General features: G+C 64.6%; 17 protein-coding genes. 10 read left to right on the top strand and 7 right to left on the bottom strand.

Annotated features, from left to right (window positions below):
- Positions 1-35: 35 nt before the first annotated feature.
- Entirely contained in the window at positions 36-1,571 is a 1,536-nt protein-coding gene (locus tag FHW96_RS09965) for an ATP-binding protein (protein ID WP_172340413.1), read from the bottom strand.
- Positions 1,561-2,226 (bottom strand): response regulator transcription factor, encoded by a 666-nt coding sequence (locus FHW96_RS09960; RefSeq protein WP_172340412.1) that lies wholly within the window; start codon positions 2,224-2,226, stop codon positions 1,561-1,563. The genes FHW96_RS09965 and FHW96_RS09960 overlap by 11 nt, the downstream gene beginning before the upstream one ends.
- A gap of 285 nt (positions 2,227-2,511) precedes the next feature.
- Between FHW96_RS09960 and FHW96_RS09955 the strand changes: the two genes are divergently transcribed.
- The 6 genes from FHW96_RS09955 to FHW96_RS09930 all read left to right on the top strand — a co-directional run bounded on the left by FHW96_RS09955 (position 2,512) and on the right by FHW96_RS09930 (position 10,373).
- Positions 2,512-4,842 (top strand): TonB-dependent receptor, encoded by a 2,331-nt coding sequence (locus FHW96_RS09955; protein ID WP_172340411.1) that lies wholly within the window; start codon positions 2,512-2,514, stop codon positions 4,840-4,842.
- A gap of 62 nt (positions 4,843-4,904) precedes the next feature.
- Positions 4,905-6,203, top strand: coding sequence for a M20/M25/M40 family metallo-hydrolase (locus FHW96_RS09950; RefSeq protein WP_253950858.1), 1,299 nt, complete (start codon positions 4,905-4,907; stop codon positions 6,201-6,203).
- Between the two features lie 19 nt (positions 6,204-6,222).
- On the top strand, positions 6,223-7,338 hold the full coding sequence (locus FHW96_RS09945) for a nucleoside hydrolase (protein ID WP_172340410.1): 1,116 nt from the start codon (positions 6,223-6,225) through the stop codon (positions 7,336-7,338).
- A complete protein-coding gene (locus FHW96_RS09940; RefSeq protein WP_172340409.1) occupies positions 7,335-8,645 on the top strand; it encodes an NCS2 family permease in 1,311 nt (436 codons plus the stop codon). The genes FHW96_RS09945 and FHW96_RS09940 overlap by 4 nt, the downstream gene beginning before the upstream one ends.
- Positions 8,646-8,656: 11 nt before the next feature.
- Entirely contained in the window at positions 8,657-9,778 is a 1,122-nt protein-coding gene (locus FHW96_RS09935; RefSeq protein ID WP_216650847.1) for an adenosine deaminase, read from the top strand.
- 37 nt (positions 9,779-9,815) lie between these two features.
- A complete protein-coding gene (locus FHW96_RS09930) occupies positions 9,816-10,373 on the top strand; it encodes a nucleoside 2-deoxyribosyltransferase domain-containing protein (RefSeq protein WP_253950857.1) in 558 nt (185 codons plus the stop codon).
- Here FHW96_RS09930 and FHW96_RS09925 read toward each other — a convergent pair.
- From FHW96_RS09925 to rutB, 5 genes are all read right to left on the bottom strand, one after another.
- Positions 10,360-12,117, bottom strand: a complete 1,758-nt coding sequence (locus FHW96_RS09925) for an amidohydrolase family protein (protein ID WP_172340407.1) — start codon at positions 12,115-12,117, stop codon at positions 10,360-10,362. The genes FHW96_RS09930 and FHW96_RS09925 overlap by 14 nt on opposite strands.
- Before the next feature lie 119 nt (positions 12,118-12,236).
- A complete protein-coding gene (gene rutA, locus FHW96_RS09920) occupies positions 12,237-13,295 on the bottom strand; it encodes a pyrimidine utilization protein A (RefSeq protein WP_172340406.1) in 1,059 nt (352 codons plus the stop codon).
- A 4-nt stretch (positions 13,296-13,299) separates the two neighbouring features.
- On the bottom strand, positions 13,300-14,106 hold the full coding sequence (gene rutD, locus FHW96_RS09915; RefSeq protein ID WP_172340548.1) for a pyrimidine utilization protein D: 807 nt from the start codon (positions 14,104-14,106) through the stop codon (positions 13,300-13,302).
- The gene (gene rutC, locus FHW96_RS09910) at positions 14,106-14,489 is read right to left on the bottom strand and encodes a pyrimidine utilization protein C (protein ID WP_172340547.1); all 384 of its coding nucleotides are present in this window, start codon (positions 14,487-14,489) and stop codon (positions 14,106-14,108) included. The genes rutD and rutC overlap by 1 nt, the downstream gene beginning before the upstream one ends.
- Positions 14,489-15,229: a pyrimidine utilization protein B gene (gene rutB / locus FHW96_RS09905; protein ID WP_172340405.1), complete on the bottom strand. Its 741-nt coding sequence runs from the start codon at positions 15,227-15,229 to the stop codon at positions 14,489-14,491. The genes rutC and rutB overlap by 1 nt, the downstream gene beginning before the upstream one ends.
- 160 nt (positions 15,230-15,389) lie before the next feature.
- Between rutB and FHW96_RS09900 the strand changes: the two genes are divergently transcribed.
- The 4 genes from FHW96_RS09900 to FHW96_RS09885 all read left to right on the top strand — a co-directional run bounded on the left by FHW96_RS09900 (position 15,390) and on the right by FHW96_RS09885 (position 22,376).
- Positions 15,390-16,031 carry a TetR/AcrR family transcriptional regulator gene (locus FHW96_RS09900; RefSeq protein ID WP_172340404.1) on the top strand — a complete coding sequence of 214 codons (642 nt, stop codon included), beginning with the start codon at positions 15,390-15,392 and terminating at the stop codon, positions 16,029-16,031.
- A gap of 438 nt (positions 16,032-16,469) precedes the next feature.
- Positions 16,470-17,741 carry an efflux RND transporter periplasmic adaptor subunit gene (locus tag FHW96_RS09895; RefSeq protein ID WP_172340403.1) on the top strand — a complete coding sequence of 424 codons (1,272 nt, stop codon included), beginning with the start codon at positions 16,470-16,472 and terminating at the stop codon, positions 17,739-17,741.
- Between the two features lie 19 nt (positions 17,742-17,760).
- Positions 17,761-20,940: an efflux RND transporter permease subunit gene (locus FHW96_RS09890; protein WP_172340402.1), complete on the top strand. Its 3,180-nt coding sequence runs from the start codon at positions 17,761-17,763 to the stop codon at positions 20,938-20,940.
- A gap of 11 nt (positions 20,941-20,951) precedes the next feature.
- Positions 20,952-22,376 carry an efflux transporter outer membrane subunit gene (locus FHW96_RS09885; RefSeq protein WP_172340401.1) on the top strand — a complete coding sequence of 475 codons (1,425 nt, stop codon included), beginning with the start codon at positions 20,952-20,954 and terminating at the stop codon, positions 22,374-22,376.
- The last annotated feature ends 38 nt before the right edge of the window (positions 22,377-22,414 follow it).

Genomic DNA, 22,414 nt, shown 5'->3' with positions numbered 1-22,414 from the left:
GGATGGTGTGAAACAGCCAGCCTGTCATCACCCTGTCACGGAAAGGCATCCAGAACGATGGGCGTCGTTGCATCGCCGCCAAGGCCGAAATCGATCACCGCCCGTGTGCCCCGCCCCCCGGCCCCTTCATCCAGCGCAACCCTGGCCCCCATCCGGTCGGCCAGCGCGCGCACGATGGGCAGGCCCAGCCCGCTGCCGCTGCTGTTGGCATTGGCGGCCATGCGGTAGAATCGCTCCCACACCTTGTCGCGCTCGGCGGGAGGAATGCCGGGGCCGTCATCCTCGATTTCCACCCGCACCGATTCCTTCCGGCACAGCACGCGCACCACCACCTTGCCGCCCGGCCGGTTATAAGCCACCGCATTGTCGAGCAGGTTTCCCACCATCTCGGCCGCCAGCGCCGCCTCGCCCGAGGCAAGGCCATGGCCGCTTTCCTCAAAGCTGATGTCCACATCGGCGCGCTGCAACGCGGGCAGGCGCGCGGCGATCACATCGGTGGCCACCAGGGCGGGATCAAACTGGCCGGTGCTGCATCCGACCTGCTCGTCAAGGCGGGCCAGCGCCAGCAATTGCTGCAGCAACCGTTCGAGCGTATCGACCGAATGGGCAATGTCATCCAGCGCCATCTGCCCCTGCGGGCTTTGCGCGCCATAGGTTTCCAGCACATCGAGATGCACCCGCAGAACGGCCAGCGGCGTGCGCAACTGATGCGAGGCGTTCGAGGTGAACTGGCGCAGCGAGCCGACCGCCCGTTCGGCCCGCGCCATCAGCGCGTTATAGGCGCGGGCGATCATCTGCGCCTCACGCGGGCCATCGCCATCGGGCAGGCGCTGAAAATGCAGCGGATCGCGCACGCTGGCGGCAATCCGCTCGGTCAGCGTGGCGAAGGGGATCAGCCCCCAGGCAAGCGCCGAATAGAACAGCAGCAGCGCGATCAGCGTAACCAGTACGCTGGCGCTGACCACGCGCTGGAAAGAGGCGCGGGTGGAAATTTCCCGATTTTCAAGGAAATCGGCCACCTGCACCGCCACCAGATGGCCATTGCCCGTCAGGCGGCGCATTTCCGTGGCGATGCGCACTGGGCGCCCGTTCAACACTCCATTGTGCAGATAGGCGGGCTGAACCACGCCTTGCGCATCGCGCGGATCGACATAGCCGCGCACCATCACCGGATCGCGAGAGGTCAGCGTGAACCTTGCGCCGGGATGGAGCGGGCCGGTCAGCCGCCCGTCGGCAGAATAATCGGTCGGCGGGCGCAGATCGGCGCGGCCCGCAATCAAACGGTCGCCGTCATAGATGCTGTAATGCGTGACCGGCGCGGATCGGCGTTGGAGCAGCCCCACGGCCAGCGGCAGCAGGCGTTCCTGAAGGATCGGATCATAATTGACCGCCCGGCTGATCAAACGGGTCGAGCCCACCAGAATCCGGTCAGACGTATCGTTCATCGAGGAATCGATCATCCAGCAGGTGATCGTGGCAAAGATCGACACCAGCACCACCAGCGGCACCATGACGACGACCGTCAGGTAGCCCCGTAGCGATTTGGGCAGAAACCGCTTCTTAATGGGCATCAATCATATAGCCCAGCCCGCGCACCGTGTGGATGGTCGGCCCGCCCGGCGTCAGTTTACGGCGCAGGCGGCCCACATATACCTCCAGCGCATTGGGCGCGACCGCCTCGGACAGGGCAAAGACCTCGGCGGCCATACGATCCTTGGGCACGACCTTGCCAGGCCGCCCCATCAGCGTTTCCAGCACGGCCATCTCGCGGCGGCGCAGATCGACCGGCGCATCGGCCAGCGCTACCCGCCGCGTCGAGCGGTCCAGCGTCAGTGCCCCCACGCGCAGCACCGGGTCGGGGCTGCCGATGCTGCGCCGGACCAGCGCGCGCACCCGCGATTCCAGCTCGCGCGGGTGGAACGGCTTGGCCATGTAATCATCCGCGCCGTAATCCAGCCCCGCCACCCGGTCGTCCACCGCATCGCGCGCGGTCACGATCATGATCGGCGTGGTATCGCCCCGGCGGCGCAGCATCCGCAGCAATTCCAGCCCATCGCCATCGGGCAGACCCAGATCGAGGATGATCGCATTGAACGGATCGGCGGCGGCAAAGGCGGCGGCATCCTCGCCATTGTGCGCGACATCGACGGCAAAACTGGCGGCCTCCAGCGAGGCGGCCATGCCACGCGCCAGACGCGGATCATCCTCCACGATCAGAATGCGCAATGTTCCCTCCATTCCCCGACACCGGCATAGGCCCACGGCATCAACCGCCCATGGCATCACCGGCCATGCCCCCAAAATACGCAAAACGCGCCCCCTGCCTAGCCCCGGCATGACAGCTTGATGACAGGCGCGCAGCCTTAGCCTGCGATTCAGCGAGAGGACGGACAGGGTTAAGCAGCACAAACCCGCATGGCCGGACGATGGACCGCGCCGCCCGAAAGAAGGCGCGCGCGAAGCCATCGTGGCCCCCGCGTCGGTTTGGGACTCGCCAATGAGGGATGGACTATGAACACTAAGCTTTGTGCAGCATTGCTGCTTTCAGTTTCGACATTGGCTGTATCAACGCTGGGGGCAACGCCCGCGATGGCGCAGACGGCGGGCCAGGGCGACGATATCGTCGTCACCGCATTGAAGCGCGAAACCCGCGTGCAGGACACCCCGCTGGCGATCACCGCGATGAGCGGCAATATGCTCAACAACATGGGCGCGGCGGGCATTGCCGATGTGGCGCGTTCGGTGCCCAGCCTCAACCTGCTGGCCAGCGAGTCGGGCCGCACCCGCGTGTCGATCCGCGGCATTCAGACCGCCGGCGAAGCCACCGTGGGCGTCTATTTCGGCGAAGTGCCGCTGACGGGTCCTGCGGGCACCACCTCGGATCCTTCGGGCTCGACCCCCAACCTCAACCTGTTCGACACCGAGCGCCTCGAAGTGCTGCGCGGGCCGCAGGGCACGCTTTACGGGTCCGGCTCGATGGGCGGCACCCTGCGCGTGCTCTTCAAACAGGCCAACCTGAAGAAGTATGAAGCCGCCGTCGATGCGGGCATGGAAACCACCAAGAATGGCGGCACCGGCTACAGCATCAAGGGCGCGGTCAACGTGCCGATCATCGAGGACATGCTGGCCGCGCGTCTGGTGCTGTATCGCCAGCGCACGGGCGGCTTTGTCGATGATCCCTCGATCGGCCGCTATAACATGAACAGCGTGATGACCACGGGCGGCCGCCTGATGCTGGGCTTCCGTCCGACCAACAATCTGCGCATCAATTTCATGGGCATCATTCAGGATCAACACACGGGCGGCACCTCGCTCTGGGCGCCTTCGGTGGGCACCTATACGTCAGGCCTGCGCATCTATACGCCCGCCATCGACAAGCAGAAGATCTTCTCGCTCGACACCAAGTGGACCACGCCCATCGGCACGATCTCGCTGGCCAATGGCTACTATCGCTGGGATGTGCGCCAGACCAACGACAACAGCGACAATTATCAGTCGGTGGCCAATTCCTATCGCTATTGCGGCCTCTATCAGAACACCTATTCGGGCTCGCTGCTGCAAAGCGGCGCGTCGGGCACCACTACCTCGTCCAGCAATTGCGCGTCGAGCGCAGGCGGTTACACCTCGGCCCAGCTTCGCGCCAATTATCTGGGCTGGGCCAACAGCCAGATGCCCATCGGCAATTATCAGCCGCGCTGGGTGGAAAATGTCACCAACGAACTGCGCCTCAATTCCGATGGCAAGGGCCGTTTGAACTATACGCTGGGCGCCTTCTTTGAAAACCGCAAGGACCGCGTGGACACCACCGTTTTTGCCGGCGTTCCGGGCACGGGCCTGATGCGCGATCCGCTGGTCGATCTCGGCTCGCGCTTTGTGCGCGATGTCATCAACCAGACCGCGCAATTTGGCGAACTCTCCTATCGCCCCATCGACATCCTGACCGTGACGGCGGGCCTGCGCCACTATCACTATAAGAAAATCGTGGGCGGCGCTTACCTCGGCTACAATTATTTCAACGGCCAGACGCCGATGAATTACACCGAGGTGAACGCCAGCGCCGATGGCTTTATCCAGAAATATAACGTCGAACTGAAACCCACCCGCAACCTGATGGTCTATGCCACCGCATCGCAGGGTTTCCGCCCCGGCGGCGCGAACCTGACGCCGGGCATCCCGGCCTCGGCCACGCAATATCAGGCCGACTCGCTGTGGAACTATGAACTGGGCCTCAAGACCCAGTGGTTCGACCGCAAGCTGACGTTCAACATCGACGCCTATCGCATCGACTGGACCAATATGCAGACCTCGGTCCAGGCCACCTATGGCAATTTCAGCTATATCAGCAATGTGGGCGCGGCGCGCATCGAAGGCTTCGAGGCTGAACTGAGCGGCACGCCCACCAAGGGCCTGTTCCTCAACGGTTCGCTCTCGGTGGTCTATCCGCGCCTGACCGCCGATCAGGTCAATTCCGAAGTGACGGCGGCAGGCCGCGTGGGCAACATCCTGACCGGCATTCCGCGCACCACCGCCAGCGCGGGCGCCGAATATGGCTGGACCATCAACAGCGACTGGAAGGGCATGATGCGTGCCGATTTCAGCTACACCGGCAAGATGACCACGCAGCTTAACCCCACCAACGCGCTTTATCGCACCTATGGCAAATATTCGCAGGTCAACCTGCGCGCAGGGATCGAGAATGAGCGTTACGGCGTCTATGTCTATGTGCGCAACCTGCTCGATGCCAAGGGGCTGAGCTATTACTCGGCCGTCAGCGGCACGCCCGATTACATCGCCACCACCACCCCGCGCACCATCGGCGTCAACCTGCGCGGCAATTTCTAAAATCCTGAAATCCCGGTCGGGCGCCCGTCCGGCCGGGAACTATCCAAACGAGGATGTCTCCTATGCGTAACACTCTGTTTGCCTTTGCATCGCTGGCGGCTGTGGCCATGATCGCGCCCCAGGCCAGCGCCGCCACCCCCGAGGAAGCGGCCGCCAAGGCGCTGCTCAAGAGCCCCAAGTTCGCCAAGGCGACCGCCTCGCTGGCGGGCGATTATGACCGCATTGTGGCCGACATCATCACCCTGACCGAGATCGCCGCCCCGCCCTTCAAGGAAGAGGCGCGCGCCAAGGCCTATATGGCGATGCTCAAGGCCGAGGGTCTGGAAGACGTCGAAATGGACGGCGTCGGCAATGTGATGGGTCTTCGTCGCGGCACCGGCGGCGGCAAGGGCGAAGCTACGCCCCTCATCGTCATCACCGCCCACCTCGACACAGTTTTCCCCGAAGGCACCAACGTCAAGGTCCGCCGCGATGGCGATACGCTTTACGCCCCCGGCATTGGTGATGACACATGCAGCCTGCCGGTCCTGCTGGCTTTTATCCGCGCGATGAAGGCGGGCGCCTTCTCGACCAAGGCCGACATCCTGTTCATGGGCAATGTGGGCGAAGAAGGTCCGGGCGACCTGCGCGGCGTGCGCTACCTGTTCTCGCAGGGCAAGTACAAGGACCGCATCACCCATTTCATCAGCTTTGAACCCGGCCAGCCCGAACGCATCACCAATGCCGGCACCGGTTCGCGCCGCTACAAGGTGACGTTCAACGGCCCGGGCGGCCATTCGATGGGCGATTTCGGACTGGTGAACCCCGCCTATGCGATGGCCAATGCCATGACCGCCTTTGCCAAGATGCAGGTGCCCAGCGAACCGCGCACCGTCTATAACGTGGGCATTGTCGAGGGCGGCACCTCGGTCAATTCGATCCCGTTCGCCACGGCCATGACCATCGACATGCGCTCGAACGGCAAGGCGGAACTGGACGCGGAAGAAAAGACGTTCCTGTCGATCCTGCCCGAAGCGGTGGCCGCCGAAAACGCCGCACGCTCGACCGCCAAGGGCAAGATCACTTATGACGCCAAGCTGGTGGGCGACCGCCCCGGCGGCACCACGCCGATGGACGCGCGCATCGTCAAGGTGGCCGATGCGGTGGCCAAGGCCAATGGTTTCGCCCCCAAGTACAGCGCCGGCTCGACCGACAGCAACATTCCCATGAGCAAGGGCATTTCCGCGCTCACGCTGGGTTCGGGCTTTGAAACCTTCCGCAACCACTCGCTGGACGAAGGGCTGAAGCTGGAAAAGACGGTCAACCTGCGCAACTTCAACAATGAACTGGCCACCGTGCTGGTTCTGGCCGAAGCGAAATAAGCAGGAGGGGGATCAGGGCATGAAATTGTGGCTGGCATTGCTGGGCAGCGCGTCCCTCGCCATGGGCTCCCTCACCATGGCCGCGCCGCCCCGCGCCGTCAGCCGTCCTGCCGAGGCGGCCAGTCGTAACCCAGACAATCGAACCCTTGTTTGGTTCGACAATGACTTCCTCGGCCCCGGACAGAGCAATCTTCAGGCCCTGATCCCTTTGATCCGCGATCCCAATGTCAATCTTCTGGGCATTGGCGTTGTCACCGGCGACCAATGGCTGGAGGAGGAAACGCAGCATGCCCTGCGCTTTCTCGAAATCGCGGGCCGCGCCGATGTGCCGGTGGCAAAGGGCGCGCAGACGCCGCTGATCCGCTCCCTGCCCGAAATGAAGGCGTGGGAGGCCCGCTTTGGCCCGATCCCGTGGAAGGGCGCATGGAACGCGCAGAGGCCCGGCCGCCAATATCACCCCGAAGACCCCGATCTGGTGCCCCCGATGGCCGAGGGGGCGCCCTCCATCAAGCCGGTCGCGCAGGATGCCGTCCACCGCCTGATCGACACCGTGCGCGCCCATCCGGGGCAGGTGAAGATCATCTGCGCCGGGCCGCTCACCAATATCGCGCTGGCCCTGCGCATCGCCCCCGATATTGCCGCCAAGGCCAAGGGCATCACCATGCAGGGCGGCGGCTATGACATGCAGGCCGCGCGCGTGCTGGACAATGCCGACTATGCCACCGACTTCAACTTCGTCTTTGACCCGGAGGCCGCCCATATCGTGCTGACCGCGCCGTGGAAGAAGATCACCGTTGTCGGCAATGTCACCACTTCGGCGCGCATGACGCGGGCGCTGGCCGACCAGATCGGCGCATCGGGCACGCACACCGCGCGCTATATCGCCCAATATGCCCGCATCGATCAGCCTTTGTGGGATGAAATGACCGTGGCCGTAGCGCTCGACCCGACACTGGTGACCAAGAAATTCACCGCCCGCATGGATGTCGATCTGATGCCCGGCGCGGGCTATGGCACGGCGCAGATGTGGAAGGACGAGCTGGCCCCCCATCGCGGCGAGCAGATCGTCGAAGTGGTCGAGAACATCGATGTTCCTCGTTTCCTCGCCCGTTTCACCGCGCAGGCCCGCCAATGATCGCAAAACTCTGGCGCCGACGCCTCGATGACCGCAACACTACCCTGCCGCGCGAAGCCGTGGCGGGGATCACCACCTTTATGGCCTCGGCCTATCTCGTGGTGGTGATCCCGCGCCTGCTCTCGGGCGGGGGCATGGATCAGGGCGCGGCCACCACGGCCACGCTGATCGTCATGGCGCTGGGCAGTCTGGCGATGGGGCTTTACGCCAACCTGCCCTTTATCGTCGGGCCGGGCATCGGCGGAGCGGCGCTGCTGGGCATCACCCTGACGCAGGTCGAACATCTGCCTTGGCCCTCGGCGCTGGGCATTGCGATGGCCTCGGGGGTGCTGTTCACGCTGCTGACGATCACCGGCGCGCGCGGCTGGGTGATGCGGCTGGTCCCGCGTGAGATCAAGCTGGGCCTTGGCGCCTCGATCGGCATGTTCATCGCGCTGCTGGGCGCGCGTGATGCGGGCATGGTGGCGGTCAATGCCAAGACCAATGCACTGTCCCTTGGCGATTTTTCGCAAGCGGGTCCGCAAATGGCGTTGGTCGGCCTTGGCGTGGCGGTGGCCTTGCAGGCGCGGCGCGTGCCCGGCGCGATCCTTGCCGGGATCGTCGCGGCGGCGGGATTGGGCGCGGTTCTGGGCGTGACCCACGCGCCCGCCGCCCCGCTCGCCCTGCCCCCGGGGGTGGGGCCGGTGCTGGGCCATGTCGATTGGGCGGCGGTCTTTACCATCAAGGCCCTGCCCTATCTCTTCGCCTATTTCGTCGCCGAATTCTTCTCCACCATGGGCACCACGCTGGCCGTGGGGGCCAAGGCGGGGCTGACCGATGCGGAGGGCAATCTGCCCCAGATCGACCGCCCGTTTCTGGTCGATGCGCTGGCGGCCACGTTCGGCCCGGTGCTGGGCATTCCGGGCGGCACCGCGCTGGTGGAATCTGCGGCGGGCGCCAGTGCGGGCGGGCGCACCGGATTGGTGCCGATCACCGCCTCGCTTTGCTATCTGGCCTCGCTGCTGGCCATCCCGCTGGCCATGGCGATCCCCAAGCAGGCGACTGCACCGGCGCTGATCCTGGTGGGCGCGGGGATGATGGGGTCGCTGCGGCAATTAGGCGGCGAAAGGCTGGAGGAGACCCTGCCCCCGGTGCTGATGCTGCTGGCCACGCTCATCGCCAACAGTTTTGGGACGGGCATTGCCGTCGGACTGGTGTCCTATGTGTTGACCTGCCTGATCGGCGGGCGGGCGCGGCAGGTGTCGCCGGGCCTGTTGCTGCTCTCGCTGCCCTTGGCCTATTATCTTTACACCACCGTCCACCGTTGAAAGCCGCCGCGATGCCGATTGTCATGGAAGAAACGCTGGCGGTGCTGCCCCCCTCGGCCACGGGCCGGGTGATGAGCGCAGACCAGCGCGCCTTCTTCACGCGCCTGCCCAAGGTGGAACTGCATTGTCATTTGCTGGGCGCGATGCGCGAGGAAACCTTTCGTGATCTGGCGCGGCGTCATGATGCGCCGATCCCGGCGGATATGGCCGCAGGGCTTTACAGGCGGGGGCGCAAGCCGATGGGTGTGCTCCACGCCCTGCGCGCGATGGAGCAGCATTTGCTGCGCCGCCCGGAGGACATCGCCCGGCTGGTGCGCGAATATCTGGAGGATGCGGCGGCCGATCATGTGCGCCACGCCGAATTCTTCTGGAACCCCACCGCAACCCTTGCCGCCCATGGCATCCCCTATGGCGAGATCCAGCAGGCGATGGTGGAAGCGATGGAAGCCGCGCCGATCTCCTCGCTCCTCATCCCCGCCATCGACCGCGAGGCCCCGCCTGCACAGGCCATCGCCATGGTCGAGGCGATGCAGGCCCATCGCCACAAGCGCGTGGCGGGCATCGGCATCGACTATCGCGAGAATGACGGCCCGCCCGAGTGGTTCACCCCCGCCTATGCACTGGCACGGGCGAATGGTTTGCGTGCCACCGCCCATGCCGGGGAATTCGGCATGCCATGGACCAATGTCGCCATCGCTGTCGAACAACTGGGCGTCGATCGGATCGACCATGGCTATACGGTGATCGACAATCCCGCCTTGGCCGAGAGCCTGCGCGCGCGCGGCATGGTGTTCACCGTGGTGCCGACCAATTCCTATTACCTGCGCACCATGGCGCCCGATGATTGGGCGCGGCATCACCCGATCCGCGCGATGCTGGGCATGGGTCTCTCGATCCACCCGAACAGCGACGATCCCCAATTGCACCGCGTCAGCCCGGCGGGCGCGTGGGAATTGATGTACAGCCATATGGGCGCGAGCCGGGATGATCTGCGTGCGATGATGATGGCCGGGATCCGCGCCAGTTGGGCCGATGAGGCGCAAAAGGCGGCATGGACGGCGGATTGGCCGGGGGAATTTGACCGCCTCGCCGCGCAGGCAGCATGGGACGAAGACGCGGCAAGCCGCCGTTGATCGCGGGGCGCTTGGGCATTATCGCGGGCCCATGAGAATGCTTTTGTCCCCCTCCCTGCTTCTTGGCGCCCTGCTTTTAGGCGCTCCCCTTGCCCATGCCCAAACCTCGACGGTCATCACCTCCCCCGAGCCTTTGCCCGCCGCGCATGATCTCCCCCGCGTCTTTCTGGGCGGCAGCATCGACATGGGCAATGCGCCCGACTGGCAAAAGGGCATGATCGAAGCGCTGGGGCCCGACAATGTGGTGATCCTCAACCCCCGCCGCCCCGACTGGAACCCCAAGTGGCGCCCCGAGGCCGATGAACCGGAATTTCGCCGTCAGGTCGAATGGGAACTGGGCGCGCTGGAAAGCGCCGATGTCATCGTCCTCTATTTCTCGCCCGGATCGCAAAGCCCGATCAGCCTGCTGGAAATGGGCCTCTACGCGCGCGGCGGCAAGCTGATCGTGCTGTGTCCGCCCGGATATTGGCGCAAGGGCAATGTGGACATCACCGGCGCGCGTTACGGGGTCGAGCAGGTGTCAAGCCTGCCCGAGCTGATTGCCGCGGTGAAACGCCGGGTGCCCGCGATCAATAGGGCGATCAATAGAATGTGATGTTGTCCACCTCGACCCAGAGCCGCTGACCGCCCTCACGCGATCCGCCCAGTTCGAGCTGTACGATGCCATCGCCGGTAAAGGCAGGCCCCGTCTTGCCCCGCTGTGCGGCGGCGACCAGCGCCGTGAAAGGCACCTCAACGCTGGCCCATTGCGCGCCGCCCGACACCGGCGCGCTCCATACGCCGTCCAGACCGTTGAGGCGCAGGACATAGGCCCCTTCGCCCCGGATATCGAAGCGGATACCCTTATACCCCGCCAGATTGACCGGCACCACCGAACCGCGCGTCAGCGGCACGGCAAACCCGGCATAGGCATCGCCCTTCATAGCCATTTTCGCCGAAAGCAGCAAAGCCTGCCCCCCGCCCTCGCGCGGCACGGTCTGGGTGATCTCGACCGTGCGGTCCATGCCGCCATCGCCGGTTTCCAGCCGCAAAGTGTCGAGCGAGGAGCGGCGGTCCTTGCGCTCGAAATCATCGACCAGCGCGGCGATTTTGACCGAGGGCAGCGCCTTGGCCAGATTGGCGGCGGGCAAGGGCGGCGCGCCCGCCCCGCTGACCAGACGGCCGTCAATATAGACCTGCGCGATCTTGTGAATGTCCCCGATATTCTCCCATGGCTTGCCGTCGATCAGGAGAATGTCGGCGCGCTTGCCCGGCGCAATCGTGCCGCGATCGCCGTCCAGACGCATCACTTTCGCGCTGGTCTGCGTGGCGGCCACCAGCGCCTGCGCGGGCGTCAAACCCGCGCGCACCAGCAGTTCGAGTTCATGCAGGGTGGAGAGGCCGTGGGGCGTGCCGGGCATGCCCGCATCCGTCCCAACCGAAATCGGCACGCCTGCGTCAAACAGCGCCTTCACATTTTTGAGCGCATAGGAGAATTTACGCTGGCGCGTTTCATCGGCCTTGGGCTGGCCGGGCTTGTCCGGGTCATAGACGGCCAGCGTGGGGGCCATGCCCATCCCGCTTTTGGCGATCTGGGCCACTTCATCAGGTGTGGCGGGGCGATCCTGAATGACGTGCCCCAGCGAATCCACCCCCGCCATCGAGGCCGCCACCCCGCGCTCGACCGTCACCGTATGGGTCAGCACCGACCAGCCCCGCTTATGCGCCTCATCGCTCAGAGCTTTCAGCGTCCAGCGGTCCATGCTGGTGTTGTCGGGCGCGGCGCCATAGCGCCAGCCGTCGGTGAAGGCCTTGATGAGGTCGGGCTTATAGGCTTCGAGGCTTTTGATCGCTGCGCGGGCGGCCTCGGGCGTGTTGATCCAGATTGTAGTGGCCTGATCGGCCCAGTCGGCGCCGTGGCCGCCCGGCGTGCTGATGCGGGCGGCGAAATTGACATGAGGGGCCACCAATTGCGCCAGCCATGCCCGGCGCGGGGCATAGGATTCGGGCTGCTGGTGGAAATCATTGACCGTGGTGATGCCCGACTGGACATAGGCGGTGGCGATCTGGGGCGTGGTTTCGGGCGATCCGCCCGGCGTCCAATGGGTGTGAACGTCGAAGAAGCCGGGGAGCAGCGCCTTGCCCTGCGCGGCCACCTTGCGCGTGCCTGCGGGCAGTTTGAGCTTTGCCCCCACCGCCACGATCCGCCCATTTTGCACCAGTACGCTTTCCCGGACCGGCGCCGCGCCCGTGCCATCGAACACGGTGGCGTCGATAAAGGCGATGGCCGGGGTGGCTGCCATGGCCTGCGCCGGGATCAGCGCCGCGCCGCAAAGCAGGATCGGAAACAGTTTCGGCATAGCGGGATTCCTTGGCCAATAGGATCATCCCTGTTTTCATGCCTTTGCGCCCTTTGCCAAGCGAGTTCGGCAAAAGGTTCGGATGCAATTTGGCGTATTGCCCTGCTATTTCCGGCTTTTCATGCGCGACTGGCCATCAAAGGCTGGATGCGGGTGCCGAAAGCCTCCACCCCTTCGACAAAATCGTCGAAAGTCAGCAGCACCCCGCCCGTATTAGGCACCAGCGCCATTTCATCCAGCATCCGCGCCACGCTGGTATAGGAGCCGACCAGCGTGCCCATATTGATGTTCACCGCGCCTTCCGGGGCGGCCAACTGGCGGACATTGGTGTCGGTGTTGACCTTATCCTTGGCCCCCTGTTCGGCCAGCCATGCGATGGCTTCCAGATCGACGCCGTCATTATAGCTCTTCCACTTGGCCATCGCTTCTTCATCCGTCTCGGCGGCGATAATCATCACCAGCACAAAGACCTGAACATCGCGCCCCGTCGCCTCCAGCGCCTTGGCCAGACGGTCATTGTTGAAGGAAAAGGCCGTCGGCGTGTTGACGCCCTTGCCGAGGCAGAAAGCATAATCCGCCCATTTGGCCGAGAAGGCCAGACCGGCATCGGATGACCCGGCGCAAATGATCTTCATATCGCCTTCGGGCTGGGGCCGGACGCGGCAATCCTCCATCCGGTAATAGTCGCCTTTGAAATCGGACACGCCGCTTGCCCATAATTCGCGCAGAATATGGGCATATTCGTCAAGCATCTGATAGCGGTTGCGGAAATGCTCATCGCCGGGCCACACGCCCATCTGGGTATATTCTGGCGGCTGCCACCCGGTGATGAGGTTGAGGCCAAAGCGCCCATGGCTGATGCTGTCGATGGTGCTGCACATACGCGCGGCAAAGGCGGGCGGAATGACCAGCGTGGGGCAAGTGGCGTAGATCTTGATCTTTTCCGTGACGGCCGCCAGCCCCGCCATCAGCGTGAAGCTCTCCAGCCCATATTCCCAAAACTGCGTCTTGCCGCCAAACCCGCGCAGTTTGATCATCGAGAGCAGGAAATCGAGCCCGTATTTCTCGGCGCTTTGCGCGATCTGCTTGTTGAGGTCGAAGCTGGGGTGGTACTGCGGGGCGTTCTCGCTGATCAGCCAGCCATTGTTGTTGATGGGCACGAAAACGCCGACTTGCATGAGGCTAGCTCCTAAAAGGTGTGGCCCCACTGGTCAGCCAGTCGAGGATGTCGCGGTTGAACCGTTCGGATGCGGTGACATTAAGCGCGTGGCCGCCCCAGTCGAGATGACGATGGACGCCATGGGGCAGCGCCTCAACGAGGGCCTGCGAATTGCGCCAGGGCACCAGCAGATCGTCGGCCGCGCTGATGGCAAAAACCGGCGAGGCGACGTGATACAGCCAGCGCGTGGCATCAAAAGCGCGCGCAGCCGCGATGCGCTTTTCCATCGCCGCATCGCCCGGCCAGTGGGCCAGATGATACTCGCTCTCCTCGCGCAGGGCCGCGTCATGCTCGCTCAGCCAGTCGGGCGGGAAGAGGAACAAAGGTTGTGCCTCCAGATAGGCCTGTGCTCCGGCCTTGCGCAAAAGCTTGAGCCGTACATCGAAACAACGCGCTGTCTGCGGATCAAGCCGCGCCCAGCCGTTGATGATGACGATCCGATCAACCCTGTCCGGCGCGGCGCGCGCTGCCTCCAGCGCGGCCATCCCGCCAATCGCATGGCCGATTATCCCGGCCCGCGCGATGCCCAGCCTGTCCATCAGCGCCAACATATCAGCCCCCAGATCGGCCAGTGTCACATGCTGGGGCAAGGCCCTGTCGCTGCGCCCCGTGCCGCGATGATCATAGGCAATAACGCGGAAATGGCGGGAAAGCGCGGCCAGATTGGGCCGCCAATAGGCCGCCGATCCGCCCAGACCGCTCGACAGGATCAGGGGCGGCGCGTCGGCTCGCCCATGTTCTTCATAATAAAGGTCCGCCGCCGCCAGCATCACCCGATATGCGCCACGCTGGCAATCTCGACCAGACAATCAGGTTTGACCAGATCGGCCCGGATGCAATAGCGCGCAGGCTTGTCGCCGGGGAAATACTGCGCGTAAACTTGATTGAAGGCGGCGTAATCATTCAGGTCTTTCAGGAAGATATGGTTCATCGCCACATCCGCCATGGTCGCACCCGCCGCCTCCAGCGTGATGGCGATCACGTCCAGAATATGGCGCGTCTGCGCCGCCGCATCGCCCACATGCAGCACCACGCCTCCCTCGTCCAGCGCCAGCACGCCTGAGACATAAACCATGTTGCCCGCCTTCGCGCCTGCGGAATAGGGCGCGATGGGGGTGGGAAATTCCGGCGGATTGATCGGCTCGAAAGGCATCATTCCCCTCCCTTGGGCAATTGGCCCAGACTGCCGCAGAAATCGCCCACCGTGCTGACCCAGCCGAAGAATTTCTCGACATTATAGATTGTGGCCTGAAGGACGAAATCGGGGCCCAGATGGTGAGTGGCATCCTCCAGCATTACGCTGAAATATTCCAGATGGAACGCATCGCGCAGGGTCGATTCGACGCAGACATTGCTGGCGATGCCGACAAAGACGATGGTCCTGATCCCGCGCGAACGCAGCACGCTGTCGAGTTGCGAGTTGAAAAAGGCGCTGTAGCGTGTCTTGTGAACGCGAATGTCGCCGGGCTGCGGCTTTAACGCATCGACCAGTTCATAATCCCAGCTCCCGCGCGCCAACAGCTTGCCCTGTAATTCGGGCCTTGCGCGCATGGTCTTGAGCGCATTGGATTTATGCCAGTTGGGCGATCCCGGCCCGCCTGCCTCGACATAATCGCCGTCCCAGCCGTTTTGCAGGAAAACCACCTGAACCCCGGCCTCGCGCGCGGTATCCAGCACCTGCGCGATACGACCTATCACGCCCGCCGCTCCGCTAATGTCAAACCCGGCCAGATCAACATAGCCGCCCGGCGAGGCATAGGCATTCTGCATGTCGATGACGACCACCGCCGTGCCGGCCGGGTCGATGCGTATCGCCTCGGGCCGCGCGGGCAGGATGGCGCTTTTGCCACCGGGCACAGCCGGGCCGGGCGTTGGGTCGATGATCCCCGTCATAACCGGTTCTCCTCACGCGATTCGTGAAGTTTCCCAGAAAGATGGCATTGGCGCAAGCCCCATGCTGCATCGCAGCAAAGCGGACAACCGTCAGGATTCCTGCGGCAGGTCGCGGCAAGTGCTATGGACCATGTCACAAAACTCTTATATACTGCGTGGTATGAAATTCGATCCTGACACCATCGTGGCGCCCAATTCATCGCATCAGGGCTCTTCCCATCGGGGCCGCCCGCGACAGTTCTGTCCCGATGCCGCCCTGACCGCCGCGCTCAAGGTGTTTTGGGAACGGGGCTATGAAGGCGCCTCGATGGCCGAATTGACCGAGGCTATGGGCATCACCAAGCCCAGCCTTTACGCCTGTTTCGGCAATAAGGAAGCCTTGTTTCGCAAGGCGCTGGATCTGTATGAAAAGGAAAAGCTGGCCTATGTGCGCGCCGGGCTGACCGCGCCCACGGCCAAGGGCGTGGCCGAGGCTTTCCTGCGCGGATCGCTGGCGATGCAGACCGGCAATGACCCACGCGGATGCCTGAGCGTGGTGAGCGCAGTGGCCTGCACCAATTACGCCGACTCGATCCGCGACGAGATTACCTCGCTGCGTCTGGCCACCGACCGCGCGATCATCGAGCGCTTTGAACGCGCCCGCGATGAGGGCGATTTCCCCCCCGGCGTCGATCCGGCGGCCATGGCCCATTACCTGACCGCGATCCTTCAGGGCATGACGGTGCAGGCCCGCTCGGGCGCTACCCCGGTCGAACTGGAACGGCTGGTGGCGACGACTCTGGCGATCTGGCCCGGCCGTTAAGATAAATCAATTTATTTTCAATAACATGATTTAAAAATACCGCTCGGTATAAAAATACTATTGACGACCGGGCCGTCCTATTTTATACCGCTTGGTATTGAAAGGGCACGGGCCGACTACCCCCCCGTCCACCAAGTGCAGGACCGTCCGTTCCTGCCCGGTTCGTCCCTTTCAACGGGCGCCTGAACAGCGCGTCCGACCCAAGGCGCGGCGTTTACCCCAAACGTCGTTTGCCCAGACCGGTTCCCGTCCGGGGCGCAATCCCCCCCACCCCCCCGCGCGTCGCGGACGGGGCCGGTTTTATCCCATCCCTGCGCGGGCATCACGCCCGCCATCCATCTCTACCCGGCGCGCCGGGGAAGGTCCGTTGGCGTGCCTCTGATAGCGCGCGGCGCAGCCGTCCCTTGCGCGTTTTCCTGCCTGCCCGGAGCCGATCCAATGGACATGCTGACCTCTCACCTCGACAATGCCTATCAGCGCGATACAGAGCGTGATACCGGCCAATCCCCCCTTTTCCGCCGCATCACCTGGGTGACGCTCGCGCTTGCGCTTGCCGGCGGGTTTGGCTGGAGAGCGCTGCATCATGACAGCGCCACCGCCGCCGCCATGCCCACGCCCACCCTTGGCGTGGCCGCGCCGATGGTCGCATCGGTCACGCAATGGGACGATTACGTGGGCCGTTTCGCCCCCAGCCAGAGCGTAGAACTGCGCCCGCGCGTGGGCGGCCAGATCACGGCGCGCCATTTCCGCGATGGCGACATCGTGCAAAAAGGCCAACTGCTCTTCACCATCGACCAGCGCCCCTATCGCGCCGCTTTGGCTGAGGCTGCGGCCAATGTCGCCTCGGCGCGCAGCACGCTGGCGCTGGCCCGCAACGATCTGGCCCGCGCATCGCGCCTGTCAGGCGATGAAGCGATTTCGGCGGGCGAACTCGATGGACTCAAGGCCCGGCTTCAGGCCGCACAGGCCGCCCTTGCCGCCGCAGAGGCGCGCCAGCAGACCCGCGCGCTGGACATGGAATTTACCCAGGTCCGCGCCCCCATTGCAGGCCGCATTTCCGACCGCCGCGTCGATGTCGGCAATCTGGTGGCCGCAGGCGAAGGCGCCAATGCCACGCTGCTCACCACCATCAACGCGCTCGATCCGATCTATTTCACCTTCGATTCCTCCGAAGCGCTTTACCTGAAAGCCCAGCGCGACCGGGCCAATGGCAACACCAGCACCAAGGTCGAAATCAAGCTTCAGGACGAGGCCGATTACCGCCATCAGGGCCAATTGGACTTTACCGACAATGGCCTTGATCCGCATTCCGGCACCATCCGCGGCCGCGCGCTGCTGGCCAACCCCGGCCTGTTCCTGACCCCCGGCATGTTCGGCGCGATGCGTCTGAGTCATGGCGGCACGGTGCAGGCACTGCTGGTTCCCGACGAAGCGATCCAGTCCGATCAGGCACGCAAGACCGTGCTGGTGGTCGGCAAGGACGGCACGCTGGCTGCCAAGCCCGTTACGCTGGGTCCGGTGGTGCGGGGCCTGCGCGTAATCCGTTCGGGCCTTGCCCCGACCGACCGCGTGGCCATCACCAATCTTCAGGCCGCCATGCCGGGCGCCAAGGTGAACACCCGCCCCGCCACCATCACCGCGCAGGCGCCCACCGCCGCCCCCACCGCGATCAACACCCCCGCCGCCGCGCAAGCGACGCTGGCGCGATAAACCCAAAGGGCATCCCCCCATGCGCTTTTCCCGTTTCTTCATAGACCGCCCGATCTTTGCGGCGGTGCTGGCGGTGCTTATCACCGTGGTGGGCGCGCTGGCCTTTATCGGCCTGCCCGTCTCGCAATATCCCGAAGTGGTGCCGCCCACGGTCACCGTTTCCGCCCAATACCCTGGCGCTTCGGCCGAAACCGTGGCGGCCACCGTCGCCACGCCCATCGAGCAGGAAATCAACGGCGTCGACAATATGCTCTATATGAGCAGCCAGTCGACCGGCGACGGCAAGGTGACGATCACGGCCACTTTCAAGATCGGCACGGATCTCGATGCCGCGCAGGTCTTGGTGCAGAACCGCGTGGCGATTGCCGTGCCGCGCCTGCCGCAAGAGGTTCAGCGGCTGGGCGTGGTGACGCGCAAGACCAGCCCTGACTTCCTGATGGTGGTCAATCTGCAATCGCCCGACGGCAGCCTGCCGCGCGACTATATCTCGAACTATGCGCTGACGCAGGTGCGCGACCGTCTGGCCCGGCTTGACGGCGTGGGCGATGTGCAATTGTTCGGCGGGCGCGATTATGCGATGCGCGTGTGGATTGATCCCTCGCGCGCCGCCGCGCTCAACCTGACGGCGGGCGAGATCGTCGCGGCCCTGCGCGCACAGAATGTGCAGGTGTCCTCGGGCGCTCTGGGCCAGCCGCCCTATTCCAAAGGCGAGGCTTTCCAGCTTGGCGTCGAAACGCAAGGTCGCCTGACCGATCCGCAGCAGTTCTATGATGTGGTGATCCGCACCGATGCCGCCGGCCATCAGGTCCGCGTGCGCGATGTGGCGCGCGTTGAATTGGGCGCGCAGGATTACGGCATCAACACCTATCTCTCGAACAAGCCCACCGTGGTCATCGCGGTGATGCAGCGCCCCGGCTCGAACGCTCTGGCCGCCGCCGCGCGCATCAAGTCCGAGATGGACACGATTGCCAAGACCTTCCCCAAGGGGATGGAATATTCCACCATCTATAACCCCACCGAATTCATCAGCCAGTCGATCGATGCGGTCTATCACACGCTGTTCGAAGCGGTGGTGCTGGTGGTGCTGGTGATCCTCATCTTCCTGCAAAGCTGGCGCGCGGCGATCATTCCGGTGCTGGCCATCCCCGTTTCTCTCATCGGCACGGCGGTGATGCTGGCCGCTGTCGGCTACTCGCTCAACAATCTCTCGCTGTTTGGCTTGGTGCTGGCCATCGGCATCGTGGTGGATGACGCCATCGTCGTTGTGGAAAATGTCGAGCGCAATATGGCGCTGGGCATGAGCCCGCTTGAGGCGGCGCGCACATCCATGGACGAGGTGGCCGCCGCCCTGGTCGCCATCGTACTGGTGCTGTGTGCGGTGTTCGTGCCCACCTTGTTCATCACCGGCCTTTCGGGCCAGTTCTACAAGCAGTTCGCCGTCACCATCTCGACCGCCACGGTCATCTCGCTGCTGCTCAGCCTGACGCTCTCGCCTGCCATGGCGGCGCTTTTGCTGCGCGGCCATGTGGATGCCGCCCATGTGCATATGTCGCGCTGGCGGCGGATGCTGCAAACGGGCGCGGACCGGTTCAACGCCGGTTTTGACCGGATGAGCGCGGCCTATGCCCGCCTGACGCGCCGTTTGCTGGCCATGCCAAAGCGCATGATGGCGGCCTATGGCGTGCTGATCGCGGCCACGGCGGGCCTGTTCATCATCACCCCCTCGGGCTTTATCCCGGCGCAGGATCAGGGCTATTTCCTGGCCATCGTGCAATTGCCCTCGGGCGCCTCGCTCGAACGCACGGACGGCGTGGTGCGCGATGTGGCGGCGCGCATCCTGCCCATCAAGGGCCTGCGCGGGGCGGTGATGTTTGCCGGGTTCCACGGACCTTCGCGCACCTCGGCTCCCAATTCGGGCGCGATCTATTTCCCCTTCAAAAGCTTTGCCGAACGCAAGGCCGAAGGCGTGACCTATCAGGGCATCATGGATCAGGCCAACAAGGCCATGGCAGGTTATGACAAGGCGCGCATCATCCTTGTGCCGCCCCCGGTCATTCAGGGTCTTGGCGCGGCGGGCGGCTATCGCTTCATGCTGCAGGACCGCGAAGGGCGCGGCTATGATGCGCTCAATGCGCAGGCCTGGGCGCTGATCGCCAAGGCCAATGCGCAGGCCGGATTGAAGCAGGTCTATACTCTGTTCGATGTGGGCACCCCGCGCGTCTATGCCGATATCGACCGCCAGAAAGCCGACCTGCTGGGCGTGCCGCCCGAGCGTATCTTCGAAGCGCTCGAAGTCTATCTCGGTTCGGCCTTCGTCAATGACTTCAACCTCTTGGGCCGCACCTATCGCGTCACCGCGCAGGCCGACCCGGAACACCGCTCGACCGTGGCCGATATTGCCAACCTGAAAACCCGCTCGAACACCGGCGAGATGGTTCCCATCGGTGCGGTCGCCAATTTCGAGGACAAGACCGGGCCCTATCGCGTGGTGCGCTATAACCTGCAACCGGCCGTGGAAATTGATGGCGACACCGCACCCGGCTTCTCCACCGGCCAGTCGCTGGCCACGATGGAAAAGCTGGCCGATGAAACGCTGGCGCCCGGCTATGGTGGCGAATGGACCGACATCGCCTATCAACAGGCCCATGCGGGCAACACCGCCGCGATGGTCTTTGGCATGGCCGTGCTTTTCGTCTTCCTCGTGCTGGCTGCGCAATATGAAAGCCTGACGCTGCCGCTTTCGATCATCCTGATCGTACCCATGTGTCTGCTGGCCGCCATGCTGGGGGTCAATCTGCGGGGGATGGATAACAATATCCTGACGCAAATCGGCCTTGTGGTGCTGATCGCTCTGGCGGCCAAGAACGCCATCCTTGTGGTGGAATTTGCCAAGCAGGCCGAGGACGAGCAGGGCATGAACCCGGTGGATGCTGCGGTCTATGCCTCGCAAACCCGCCTGCGCCCGATCCTGATGACCAGCCTTGCCTTCATCCTTGGCGCAGTGCCTCTGGTGATCGCCACGGGCGCGGGGGCGGAACTGCGTCAGGCGCTGGGCACGGCGGTGTTCTTCGGCATGGCAGGCGTCACCGGCTTTGGCCTGATCTTCACCCCCACCTTCTATGTGCTGTGCCGGAAACTGGCGCTGCGTCTGGCCCGGCGTCGCCGGGGCCACGGCGGCGCGCTGCAACCGGCCGAATAAGGAAGTTTGCGATGACACGCATCATTCCCTTGGCTTTGGCTTCCAGCCTGCTGGCCGCCACTAGCCTGTTGTCCGGATGCGCCGTGGGGCCCAATTACAAGGCCCCCGTTGCCTCCACCTCGGCCAAGGCCCCCTTTATGGGGGCCGAAACCCCGGCCTTTGCCGCCGCCCCCGCCGCCGATCACTGGTGGACCATGTATGGCGATCCGGTGCTCGACGGCCTCGTGGGCGATGCCCTTGCCGCCAACACCGACATCCGCGTGGCGGCCGCACGGGTGGAGGCGGCCCGCGCCAGCCTGACCGGCGCGCGCGCACCGATCCTGCTGCCCGAAACCACGCTCTCGGCCTCGGCCAATCGCCAGCGGATCTCCTCGATCCAGACCATTCCGGGCCAGTCGCGCGAGCGCTGGGCCTATGATGGGGGCCTTGCGCTGTCCTATGAGGTCGATGCCTTTGGCCGTCTGCGTCGAGGGATCGAGGCGGCCAAGGGCGATGCCGCCGCAGCCCAAGCCGATGAGGATGCCGTTCGCCTCGCGGTGGTCTCCGATACGGTACGCGCCTACCTCGACGCCTCCACCAGCGCCCAGCGCGAAAAGGTGGCGCGCGATACGGTGGACCTGCTCGACCGCTCGATCCGCATCACCGGGGCGCGGGTCGATGTGGGGCGCTCAGACCGGCTCGACCTGATCCGGGTCACGGCCCTGCGCGACCAGCAGGCCGCCGCCATCCCGCAATTGCAGGCCGACCGTCAGGCCGCGCTGCTGCGCCTTGCCACGCTGACCGGACGCAATCCGGGCGATCTGCCCGCCGCGCTGCGCGGCGTGATTGCCACGCCGACGCTCAAGCAGCCCATTCCGGTGGGTGATGGCGCGGCATTGCTGGCGCGGCGGCCCGATGTGCGCGCGGCCGAAAGGCGGCTTGCGGCGGATACGGCGCGGATCGGGGTGGCCACGGCCGATCTATTCCCGCGCATTACGCTGGGCGCCTCGGCCGGGGCCAGCGCGCTGGGCGGGATGGATGTGACCAGCTCTTCGGCCTCACGCTGGTCGCTAGGTCCGCTGGTCAGTTGGAGCATTCCCAATATCGTGGCGGCACGGGCGCGGATCGCGGCGGCGCGGGCCGAATCCAAGGCCTCGCTGGCGCAATTCGATGGCGCGGTGCTGGTCGCGCTGGAGGAAACCGAGCGGGCGCTCTCCAACCTCTCGCACGCCCGCCAGCGCGCCGACACTCTGAAGCGCGCCCGCGATGAAGCGATGCGCGCCGCCCGCATCAGCCTTGCCCGCCAGCGCGAAGGTCAGGTCGATTTCCTGACCGTGCTGGACGCGCAGCGCACATTGGCCGGGGCCGAGGCCGATCTGGTGGCCGCGCGCCGCGCCAGCGCCTTTGCCGAGGTGGATGTGTTCCGTGCTCTGGCCGGAGGCTGGCAGACGACCTGAGCAAAACGGGCGGGGGCATCGCCTTCCCCCGCCCTTGC

This window comes from Novosphingobium sp. SG751A, assembly GCF_013149295.1.
Classification (GTDB): domain Bacteria; phylum Pseudomonadota; class Alphaproteobacteria; order Sphingomonadales; family Sphingomonadaceae; genus Novosphingobium.
Note: the sequence above shows the minus strand (reverse complement) of the source record. Positions and strands in the feature narration are given on the sequence as shown.